This window comes from Streptomyces sp. McG3 (genome assembly GCF_018619185.1).
GTDB lineage: Bacteria > Actinomycetota > Actinomycetes > Streptomycetales > Streptomycetaceae > Streptomyces.
Map to the genome: position 1 here is coordinate 1 of NZ_JAAXYC010000290.1, position 10,187 is coordinate 10,187.

At 71.1% G+C, this 10,187-nt stretch carries 8 protein-coding genes; 2 read left to right on the plus strand and 6 right to left on the minus strand.

Annotation, left to right across the window (positions count from 1 at the left end):
- The 4 genes from HET64_RS31470 to HET64_RS31485 form a co-directional block, all read right to left on the minus strand.
- Positions 1–944: ATP-binding protein (locus tag HET64_RS31470; RefSeq protein WP_215110554.1), on the minus strand; the 944-nt coding region annotated here is incomplete at its 3' end.
- A gap of 154 nt (positions 945–1,098) precedes the next feature.
- The gene (locus HET64_RS31475; RefSeq protein ID WP_215110555.1) at positions 1,099–2,340 is read right to left on the minus strand and encodes a hypothetical protein; all 1,242 of its coding nucleotides are present in this window, start codon (positions 2,338–2,340) and stop codon (positions 1,099–1,101) included.
- 58 nt (positions 2,341–2,398) lie between these two features.
- Entirely contained in the window at positions 2,399–2,686 is a 288-nt protein-coding gene (locus HET64_RS31480; protein ID WP_215110556.1) for a chaplin family protein, read from the minus strand.
- A gap of 197 nt (positions 2,687–2,883) precedes the next feature.
- Positions 2,884–3,366, minus strand: a complete 483-nt coding sequence (locus tag HET64_RS31485) for a DedA family protein (protein ID WP_215110557.1) — start codon at positions 3,364–3,366, stop codon at positions 2,884–2,886.
- Between the two features lie 336 nt (positions 3,367–3,702).
- On the opposite strand from HET64_RS31485, the gene HET64_RS31490 reads away from it, so the two are divergent.
- Positions 3,703–4,899, plus strand: coding sequence for an MFS transporter (locus tag HET64_RS31490; protein WP_215110558.1), 1,197 nt, complete (start codon positions 3,703–3,705; stop codon positions 4,897–4,899).
- Between the two features lie 215 nt (positions 4,900–5,114).
- On the opposite strand, the gene HET64_RS31495 is transcribed toward HET64_RS31490, so the two are convergent.
- Positions 5,115–7,004: a long-chain fatty acid--CoA ligase gene (locus tag HET64_RS31495; RefSeq protein ID WP_215110559.1), complete on the minus strand. Its 1,890-nt coding sequence runs from the start codon at positions 7,002–7,004 to the stop codon at positions 5,115–5,117.
- 272 nt (positions 7,005–7,276) lie between these two features.
- Positions 7,277–9,151 (minus strand): translation elongation factor 4, encoded by a 1,875-nt coding sequence (gene lepA, locus HET64_RS31500; RefSeq protein WP_215110560.1) that lies wholly within the window; start codon positions 9,149–9,151, stop codon positions 7,277–7,279.
- A 215-nt stretch (positions 9,152–9,366) separates the two neighbouring features.
- Between lepA and rpsT the strand changes: the two genes are divergently transcribed.
- Entirely contained in the window at positions 9,367–9,633 is a 267-nt protein-coding gene (gene rpsT, locus HET64_RS31505) for a 30S ribosomal protein S20 (protein WP_018961227.1), read from the plus strand.
- Positions 9,634–10,187 lie beyond the last annotated feature (554 nt).

A 10,187-nucleotide genomic window follows, 5' to 3' on the forward strand; every position in this document is an offset into this window, starting at 1 on the left:
AGATGTCTATAAGAGACAGGACCGGAGCCGACGCCGGCCGGGAGGCGGAGGGGCTCCCGCTCCAGGACGGCGCGCAGGGGCTCGGTGCCGGTCTCGTCGCTGTGCCAGACCCGGGCGAGCCGGGGTTCGGCGGCCGGTCCCCCGCCCTCGGTCTCCAGCCAGATCGCGCACCAGTCCGCCAGCCGGGGCACCAGGAGCTGGCCCGCTATGGCGGCCACCAGGTCCTCGTCGAGCTGCCCGGCGAGCAGGTCGGAGGCCTCGGCGAGGAAGGCCGGGGCGGCCCGGCTGTCCCAGACCGCGTCGTCGCGCTCGGCGCGCCTGGCCGTGGGGGCGAGGATCTCGGCGGCGCGCAGTCCGCGTCTGAGGGCCTCCCCGTCGGGCGGGGCGGTCGGGGCGCTCCAGTCGTCGACGGGGAGGCGGGCCCAGACGGTCTTCAGGCCGGTGCGGTAGGTGATGCCCCAGGAGTCGGCGAGGGTGGCGACGAGCTGGAGGCCCCGGCCGTACTCGGCGGGATCGGGCAGTTCCCCCGGACGCGTCCCGGCCGGTCCGGGGCCCGCGCCGGGCTCGTCGCCGCTCACCGGGCGGGCCGGGTGGTGGTCGGTGACCTCCAGGACGAGGGCGGCGGACGGCTCCTCGCCGCCCTCCTCCTCCAGCCTGAGCACCAGGTCGACGGTGGTCCCGGCGTGCACCACGGCGTTGGTGACCAGCTCGTTGGTGACGGTCACGGCGTCGTCGGCCAGCCGGTCGCTGAAGCCCACGGCCGCAGGCACCCCGATCCCGGTCCACTCCGCGAGCGCGGCGCGCACGAACCGGCGGGCCGCGGAGGGGGCGAGCGGTATGCCGGGCAGGCTGGTGCGGCTGGCCAGGCGCGGGCCGTGCGCGTGCCCGGCACGGGTGGTGCCGGGACGCTGCACGGTGTCCCGCTGCAAGGGAATGGGCGCCACGGTGCGGCTCCTACGGTCCGACGACACCGACAGAGTGACAGACCGGCCGCATCCATAAGCACCGAGTTACCGAAGTGAGCAGAAAATCGAGCAGATTCGAACGCAACGCTTCGGAAAAGGCACCGCGGCCGCCAGGCAAAGCCGCTGCCGGTCGTCAGCGTGGGGCCAGGAGGAGGTCCTCGTAGCGGTGGTGGTGGCGGGTGGTGGTGCGGTGGTGCAGCAGAGCGGCCGCGCGCGCGGGGTCGCCGGAGTCGATGAGTGCGCGGGCGAGGGTGTCCTGGATGATCTCCCGTTCCACGCGTACGCCTCCGATGCGTTCGGCCTTTCCGCCGAGGGCGGCGAGGAGGTCGGCCGCGGCTCGGGGGCGGCCGGCGGTGAGGTGGGCCAGGGCCCGGAGGACGGGGGCAAGAACCTCCCGGTAGTCGGTGCGGGGGTCCGCGGACGCCCGGCCGGCCAGGATCTCCAGGTCCTCGGTCGCGGCCTCCACCGCGAGGGCCAGCGCCAGATTGAAGGTGTGGAAGACCTCCGCCATGCCTCCCGGCGCGGCCAGCAGCTCCCGTACGTGATCCGGGTCGCTGCGCCCGGCCGGCTCCTGGCCGACGAGCATCAGGCGCCAGTTCGTCGCCGCCCGCATGCCCACGTCCTCACGCCGCAGCGCCGTATCGGCCCGGCGGCGGGCGTCGGCGAAGTCACCGCAGGCGATGGACTGGAGAGCGGCATGCCAGGTCAGATGGCCCAGCTGCACCGCACCGGCGTCCTCCGCCAGCCACGCGTCCAGCATCCGGGTGGACGCCGGACCCGCACCGAGTCCGTGCTGAGCATGGGCGAGGGCGTGCACGGCCACCCCTGAGCGGGGGTTGCGGCACAGCGCGTGTTCGGCGAGCCGGTGGGCTTCGCGCAACCGGCCCTGCTCCGCCCTGACCGAGGCGAGGCAACTCGTCCACGCCCAGCTGTCCGGCCCGGCGAGCGCCGCCTGCTGTTCCACCAGGGCGTCCCCGTGAGCGCTGTAGGCGGCGTCTCCAACGGCGGGGAAGGCATCGAGCATCAGCGCCGCGACCTCGTCGGCCGGCCAGCGCTCGAAGTGCGCCACCAGGTGATCGGCGGTCAGGCGGTACTGGCGGTGGGCGTGCAGGAACACCCCGTACACCAGGCTCGCCTCCCGCTCACCGGCGGACTGCGCGTCCCGATGGGCGGTCACCAGCTGCTGCTTGAGGACCGTGTCGCTCATCCGCTCGGATGTAGCGAGCGTCAACAGACCCCGCGCCAGACCACAACCGGGTTCCTCCCCCACCCATGTGCGCAGCAGGGGCAGCGCCTGCCCGCTCAGGGCCAGGAACTCCGCGACCGCCCGGTCACCGACCGGCGCGTCGGCCGCCACCGTGCCCGTTGCCTTCATCGTGCCCGCCGGCGTCACCGTCGCGAGCCCTCCGCCACCGGTCCTTCGGCGGAGGGCATCAGTACGCGGCCCTGAACAGAGCGGTGCAGATGATGCCGCTGTTGCCGCAGTGATTGCGCGTCAGACTCAGGGGCAGTCCGGCGTGGTTGCCGCTGCCCAGGCCGCTCCCGGCGGTCGTGGCGCCCTCGGCGCGCGCACCGCCCTGGTTGGCGCAGGTGTTCCCGAACGCCGCGTTCCCGACGCCGACGACGTTCGCCTCAGCGGTTCCGGCAGGAAGCAGGGCCGCCCCGGCGACCGCCCCCAGCACCATGACCCGCGCACCGGCACTCCGCGTTTCCCTGCTCATGGTCGACTCCTGTGTTCGGGCCGGACTCCGCCCGGCCTGGCATATGCACCCGTCCCTTGATCAACGAACGGAACCGGCCCCCGACACGACCCACGTCAACCGGGCGCCCGGCCGACGGGCCGGGCCGCGTACGGCGCTCCGCGACAACGAGGGGGGATCAGGAACAACGAGGCGGAATCAGGCCGTGCGGAACGGATTCACGATGCGTCGGCAGCGGTGCCGCCGGAGGAGGGAGCCGTCCTCCTTCTGCGGTACACCACCACCCCGCACCCCGCGAGCAGGAGCACCGCCACGGCGGACACCCCGAAGGCCGTCCGCTCGGCGAAGAGCCTTCCCAGGACCTCCAGCACGCCGAGCCCCGCGGTCGCGTAGATCAGCGCCCAGGCCGCTCCGCCCACGAACAGCGCGGGAAGGTAGCGCGGCAACGGCATGCGCATGGTGCCCGCGAGGAAGTTGACGGCGGTCTGGAACCCGACCGTCAGGAACGAGACGGCCACCACCGGCGCGCCCCACCGCTGGATGGCGCGCTCGGCGCGCCGGAACTTCGCCGAAGAGGTCAGCCCCGCGAACCTGCCGCGCCGGGCGCCGGCTCCTGCGAGCCACCCGACGGCGAACGTCCCTCCGGCGCGGAGCAGGACGATGACGTACAGGGCCCCGGCCGCGAGCGCGATCCTGTCCACAGTGCCCCACCTCGCGTGCGGGCGCGAAGCCCGCGATCTCCGTCATCCGTGTGAGCGGTCCCGCCTCACCGGGCGCACGACGCACGCGCGTCCGGTCGCCGTCCCTCACCTGCGCCCTGGCCGTGTCCGTCCGGTCCGCCGGGTCTTCACCCGCGACGCCGGAACCCGGGCCAGAACACCCCGGTCCCCCACCAAGGAAGGCCAGCCTAACCGAACGCACACCCGGTGGACGCGGGGCGGTGGGCGCGACCCGTCGGGTGAAATACTTACCACTCGGTCGGGATTTCTCGCCAGCAGGAGTGTACGTTCGTACGCTCCGGGGTTAGGGTCCTCCGCATGACCGTCGACATCGAGGCACGTCCTCTCCGCGCCGGGCGGAACGCGCGGACCGCCGTAGCCGTTCTGTTCTTCACCAACGGGGCCCTGTTCGCCAACCTGCTGCCGAGGTATCCGCAGATCAAGGAGGATCTGGCGATCGGCAACGGTGCCTACGGACTGGCCGTCGCCGCGTTCCCGGCGGGCGCCATCGCGGCCGGCCTCGCGGCAGGGGTGCTCATCCGCCGCGTGGGCTCGGCGCAGGTCGCGGTCGTCGGCACCCTGCTGACGGCGATGGGGATCCTGGCCGCCGGCCTCGCCCCGTCGCCTGCTCTGTTCGCGGGCGCCCTGTTCCTGGCCGGAGCCATGGACGCACTGACGGATGTCGCGCAGAACGCGCACGGTCTGCGGGTGCAGCGGCTCTACGGACGCTCCATCCTGAACTCGTTCCACGCGATCTGGTCCATCGGCGCCGTCACCGGAGGGCTGATGGCCGCCGGAGCGATGTCGCTGGGCCTCTCGCTCGGCGTCCACCTCACGATCTCGGCGATCGTCCTCGTTCTCGCCGCCGTGACCGCATGGCGCTTCTGCCTGCCGGGCCCGGACAACGAACCGGAGGAGACCGGACCGGAACGGCGGAGCGCCGAGGGAGCGGCCGGCGCCTCGCGCGTCGGATACGTACTGGCGGCGCTCGTTCTGATCGCCACGGCCGGCACGCTCGTCGAGGACGCGGGGAACTCCTGGGCCGCCCTCTACCTGACGGACTCCCTGCACACCTCCGCGGCGCTCGCCGCCTGGGGCTTCATCGCCCTGGTGGGAGCCCAGTTCATCGGGCGCATCATCGGGGACCGCCTCGTCGACCGTTTCGGTCAGCGTGCCGTGGCCCGGACCGGCGGCCTGATCACCGCGGTCGGCATGGGACTCGCCCTGGCGGTGCCGACGCTGCCCGGAACCATCCTGGGCTTCGCCCTGGCCGGATTCGGGGTGGCGACGCTGGTGCCCGCGGCGATGCACGAAGCCGACGCCCTGCCCGGCCTCAAACCCGGATCGGGTCTGACGATCGTCTCCTGGCTCATGCGCCTGGGCTTCCTGCTGTCCCCGCCGGTCGTCGGTTACGTCGCCGACGCGACCAGCCTGCGCACCGGCCTGCTGGTGATCCCCTGCGCCGGGCTGCTCGTGGTGGTGCTCGCCAGGGTCCTGCGAGGCCGGCGCGACTGAAGCCGGCGCGACGGAAGTCGACCACCGCGGCGAACGAACGGCGCGGCGCGCACGCCGGCCTGCGCGCCGCCCCGTTCCGGCCGGCCGGGCGGGCGGGCCGACCGGAACGGGGCGGCCGGACACCTGGGTGTCCGGCCGCCCCGCCGGTGCCCGTCCGGGGCCGAGCCCCCGGACGGCCGCCATGAGAGGCCCACGCCTCGCGCCGGCCGCGTGGCTCAGGCCTCGCGCGAGCCCGCGTACATCTCGTCGATGAGCCCCCGGTACTCCCGCTCGACGACCGGCCGCTTCAGCTTGAGACTGGGCGTCAGCTCGCCGTGCTCGACGTCCAGGTCGCGCGGCAGGAGGCGGAACTTCTTGATGGTCTGCCAGCGCTGGAGGCCCTCGTTGAGGCGCTTGACGTACCCGTCGATCAGTTCGACGGTCTGCGGGGCGGCGACGACCTCCGCGTACGACTTGCCCTCCAGACCGTTCTCGGCGGCCCAGCCGAGGAGGGTGGGGCCGTCGAGCGCGATGAGCGCGGTGCAGAAGTTACGGTCCGCGCCGTGCACCAGGATGTTGGAGACGAACGGGCAGACCGCCTTGAACTGGCCCTCGACCTCCGCCGGGGCGACGTACTTGCCGCCGGACGTCTTGATCAGGTCCTTCTTGCGGTCGGTGATGCGCAGGTAGCCGTCGACCGACAGTTCGCCGATGTCCCCGGTGTGGATCCAGCCGTCCGACTCCAGGACCTCTTCGGTCTTGTCGGGCAGGTTGTGGTAGCCCTCCATGACGCCGGGGCCGCGCAGCAGGATCTCGCCGTCGTCGGCGATGCGCACCTCGGTGCCGGGGAGCGGCTTGCCGACGGTGCCGGTGCGGTAGGCCTCGCCCGGGTTGACGAAGGAGGCGGCGCTGGTCTCGGTGAGGCCGTAGCCCTCCAGGATGTGGACGCCGGCGCCCGCGAAGAAGTAGCCGATGTCCGGGGCGAGGGCGGCGGAACCGGAGACGCAGGCGCGCAGCCGGCCGCCGAAGGCCTCACGGATCTTGGAGAAGACGAGGGCGTCGGCGACCTTGTGCTTGGCGCCGAGCGCGAAGGGAACGGACGCCTTGCCGGTGCGGCGGAAGTTGTCCTGCGAGACCTTGGCGTACTCGCGGGCGACTCCGGCGGCCCACTGGAAGATCTTGTACTTGGCTCCGCCGCCCGCGCGGGCCTTGGAGGCGACCCCGTTGTAGACCTTCTCGAAGATCCGGGGCACAGCGGCCATGTAGGTCGGCTGGACGACCGGCAGGTTCTCGATGATCTTGTCGATACGGCCGTCGACGGCGGTGACGTGACCGACCTCGATCTGCCCGGAGGTGAGGACCTTGCCGAAGACGTGGGCCAGCGGCAGCCAGAGGTACTGCACGTCGTCGGCGTTGATCAGCCCGGTCGAGACGGTGGCCTTGGCCATGTACGACCAGTTGTCGTGCGGCAGCCGTACGCCCTTGGGGCGGCCGGTGGTGCCCGAGGTGTAAATGAGGGTGGCGAGCTGGTCGGCGGTGATCGCGGCGACCCGCTCGGTGACCGCGTCCGGGGTCTTGGCGAGCAGCTCGGCGCCCTGGGCCTCCAGCTCGGCGAGGGTGATGATCCAGCCCTCGGGGTCGTCGTCGGCGGGCTCGACGCCGGCCGGGTCGATGACCACGACATGAGCGAGGTTCGGCAGGTCCGTGCGGGTCTCCCGGGCCTTGGCCAGCTGCTCGGCGTTCTCCGCGATAAGGATCCGGCTCTCGGAGTCGGCCAGGATGAAGGCGGACTCCTCGGCGTTCGTGGACGGGTAGATGGTGGTCGTCGCGGCGCCCGCGCACATCACCCCGAGGTCGATGAGGATCCATTCCACCCGGGTGGCCGAGGAGAGGGCGACCCGCTCCTCCGGCCGCACACCGAGGGCGATCAGCCCGGCGGCGATCGCGTAGACCCGCTCCGAGGCCTGGCCCCAGCTCAGCGACTTCCAGTCGTCGGGCCCCGTGCCCGAGGCCGACGGCACCGGATAGCGGTACGCCTCCCCGTCCGGGGTCGCCGCCACGCGGTCGATGAAGAGGGCCGCCACGGAGGGCGGCCGGTTATCGATCAAGGTCTGTGTGTCGCTCACGACGTCCTCCGGGCCTGCGGCATTGCTACGACCGGCTTCTTTGATACGGCGACTGGCTGCTGTGGTCCTACTGCCTACCGCCTACTGCTCTCGTGCTGCTGCGCGCCCTGCTTGTCCGGGCTTGTTTAACTGACCAGTAACCATCGAGTCGTGATCAGAGTAGAGCGCGCGTGTCCGCCACGTAAGAGGCAACGGACCGCAGCTTTCATAACGAAAGGGCCCCCACGCCGGTACTGCCGCGTGGGGGCCCTGGAGAGTGGATGGGGAGCGGACTACTTCTTGCCCTTGCTCTCACCCGCGGACTCGTCGGTCGACAGGACGGAGATGAAGGCGTCCTGCGGAACCTCCACGTTGCCGACCATCTTCATCCGCTTCTTGCCCTCCTTCTGCTTCTCCAGCAGCTTCCGCTTACGGGAGATGTCACCGCCGTAGCACTTGGCGAGGACGTCCTTGCGGATGGCGCGGACGGTCTCCCGGGCGATAACCCGGGCGCCGATGGCCGCCTGGATCGGCACCTCGAAGTTCTGCCGGGGGATGAGCTTCTGCAGCTTGGCGACGAGCCGTACGCCGTACGCGTACGCCTTGTCCTTGTGGGTGACCGCGGAGAACGCGTCCACCTTGTCGCCGTGCAGCAGGATGTCGACCTTGACGAGCTGGGCCGACTGCTCGCCGGTGGGCTCGTAGTCGAGGGAGGCGTAACCCCGGGTCTTGGACTTCAGCTGGTCGAAGAAGTCGAAGACGATCTCCGCGAGCGGCAGGGTGTAGCGGATCTCGACCCGGTCCTCGGAGAGGTAGTCCATGCCGAGCAGGGTGCCGCGCCGGTTCTGGCACAGCTCCATGATCGCGCCGATGAACTCGCTCGGGGCCAGCACCGTGGCGCGGACGACCGGCTCGTGCACCTTGTCGATCTTGCCCTCGGGGAACTCGCTCGGGTTGGTGACGACGTGCTCGGTGCCGTCCTCCATCTCGACGCGGTAGACCACGTTGGGGGCGGTGGCGATCAGGTCGAGGCCGAACTCGCGCTCCAGCCGCTCACGGACCACGTCCAGGTGGAGCAGGCCGAGGAAGCCGACGCGGAAGCCGAAGCCGAGCGCGGCGGAGGTCTCCGGCTCGTAGACCAGGGCGGCGTCGTTGAGCTGGAGCTTGTCCAGCGCCTCGCGCAGGTCCGGGTAGTCCGAGCCGTCCAGCGGATACAGCCCGGAGAACACCATCGGCTTGGGCTCCTTGTAGCCGCCCAGCGCCTCGGTCGCCCCGTTGTGCAGCGAGGTGATGGTGTCACCCACCTTGGACTGCCGCACGTCCTTCACGCCGGTGATGATGTAGCCGACCTCGCCCACGCCGATGCCGTCGGCCGGGGTCATCTCCGGGGAAGACACCCCGATCTCCAGCAGCTCGTGGGTGGCCCCGGTCGACATCATCCGGATGCGCTCGCGCTTGTTGAGCTGACCGTCGATGACACGGACGTAGGTGACGACACCGCGGTACGCGTCGTAGACCGAGTCGAAGATCATCGCGCGGGCGGCGGCGTCCGCGACGCCGACCGGGGCCGGCACGTCCCGCACGACCCGGTCGAGCAGCGCGTCCACGCCGACGCCGGTCTTGGCGGAGACCTTGAGCACGTCCTCGGGCTGGCAGCCGATGAGGTTGGCCAGCTCCTCGGAGAACTTCTCCGGCTGCGCGGCCGGAAGGTCGATCTTGTTGAGCACCGGGACGATGGTGAGGTCGTTCTCCATCGCGAGATAGAGGTTGGCCAGCGTCTGGGCCTCGATCCCCTGCGCGGCGTCGACCAGCAGGACCGTGCCCTCGCAGGCCGCGAGCGAACGGGAGACCTCGTAGGTGAAGTCCACGTGGCCCGGGGTGTCGATCATGTTGAGGATGTGGGTGGTGCCCGTGTCCTCACCCGTGGTGGGCGCCCAGGGCAGCCGGACCGCCTGGGACTTGATGGTGATGCCGCGCTCGCGCTCGATGTCCATCCGGTCGAGGTACTGAGCACGCATCTGCCGCTGGTCGACCACTCCGGTCAGCTGAAGCATCCGGTCGGCGAGGGTCGACTTGCCGTGGTCGATGTGCGCGATGATGCAGAAATTGCGGATCAGCGCCGGGTCGGTACGGCTCGGCTCGGGCACGTTGGAAGGAGTCGCGGGCACGCAGGGTCCTGATTCTTGAGACGCCGAACGCCGTGTCTCGGGTCGATGTCGGGTCGGTCGGATCGATACGTAGGCTCCATCGTCCCACGCCTGCGGGACAGCGACCGGTTTGGGCCGGTCGGAGGGTGACTGCTACCGTGGACAGCTGTGCCTCGTGGCTCTCACAAGCGGCGTGGCTCACCTAGAAGATCCAACGAACCTGAAAAGGCTCTTTCGTGGCGAACATCAAGTCCCAGATCAAGCGGAACAAGACCAACGAGAAGGCGCGCCTGCGCAACAAGGCCGTCAAGTCGTCGCTCAAGACCGCGATCCGCAAGGCCCGCGAGGCCGCCGTTGCCGGTGACGTCGAGAAGGCCACCACGGCCGTCCGCGACGCTTCCCGTCAGCTCGACAAGGCTGTCTCGAAGGGTGTCATCCACAAGAACGCCGCCGCCAACAAGAAGTCGGCGCTGGCGTCCAAGGTTGCCGCCCTGCAGGCCTGAGCTTCTTCCCGAAGCTCACTGATGTGACCGCCGGAACGGACCAGACGGGCCCTCTCTCCCGCCCCTGACCGGCACCCCGCGCCGCACACCGAACCTGCGTTCGCCACGCGGGTGCGGCGCACCCAGAGTGTTACCCGGAAGCCCCGGGCACTGATCTCCCCAGATCAGCGCTCCGGGGCTTCCGCGCGTGCGGTCACACCCGCCCAGCGCCGCCGGGGCAAATCCGAGCCCGGTGCGCCCCCGCCCGGCCCGCCCGGGGGCGCACCTGGCTCGGTCCGGGGCAATCCCAGCCCGTCCGGCGCTTGAGGACGGAACCGGCGATCGGCACAAGAAGACGCACGCTCCCAGCCCGATGCCGAGGCAATCCCAGCCAGTCCGGCGCTTGAGGACAGAACCGGCGATCGCACAAGAACAGGCACGCTCCCAGCACATCCGGCGCTTGAGGACAGAACCGGTCACCACAGGCCCCGCGCCCGGCGGGGAGCCGGAAACCCCTAGCGCCCCGCCCTCGCGGCCCGGGCGACCACGACGACGGCCTTCTCCAGGGCGTACTC

Bases quoted from the DNA above. Each gene is read 5' to 3' on its own strand.
- HET64_RS31475 (WP_215110555.1), bottom strand. From the start codon at position 2,340: ATGAAGGCAACGGGCACGGTGGCGGCCGACGCGCCGGTCGGTGACCGG.
- HET64_RS31480 (WP_215110556.1), bottom strand. From the start codon at position 2,686: ATGAGCAGGGAAACGCGGAGTGCCGGTGCGCGGGTCATGGTGCTGGGG.
- HET64_RS31490 (WP_215110558.1), top strand. From the start codon at position 3,703: ATGACCGTCGACATCGAGGCACGTCCTCTCCGCGCCGGGCGGAACGCG.